This window comes from Halorubrum sp. SP3 (assembly GCF_005435195.1).
GTDB classification, from domain to species: domain Archaea; phylum Halobacteriota; class Halobacteria; order Halobacteriales; family Haloferacaceae; genus Halorubrum; species Halorubrum sodomense.
In genome coordinates, this window is record NZ_SGTU01000565.1 from 1 (window position 1) to 301 (window position 301).

1 protein-coding gene is annotated in these 301 nt (G+C 62.5%); it reads right to left on the minus strand.

Annotated elements, in window-relative coordinates:
* A partial coding sequence (locus tag EXE42_RS17575) for a glutathione S-transferase C-terminal domain-containing protein (protein ID WP_199240819.1) occupies positions 1-301 on the minus strand: 301 nt, incomplete at both ends.

Consider the following 301-nt stretch of genomic DNA (forward strand, 5'->3'; position numbering starts at 1 on the left):
GAGGTTGTCGTACTGGTGGACGAACTTCCGGTTACACATGAAGTGCGTGTGGTACACCTGATCGAAGCGGATCAGGGTGGTGAACATGCAGATGTCCGCCTCCGTCAGGGAGTCGCCGACGAGGTACCGCTGATTGGCGAGGTGATCGTCGTAGCGGTCGAGCGCGTCGAAGAGGTCGTCGATGGCCTCGTCGTACGCCTCCTGCGAGGTGGCGAACCCGGCGCGGTAGACGCCGTTGTTGATCGGCTCGTAGATGTCCGTGATCACCTCGTCGACGTCCGCGACGGTCGCGTCGTCGTCC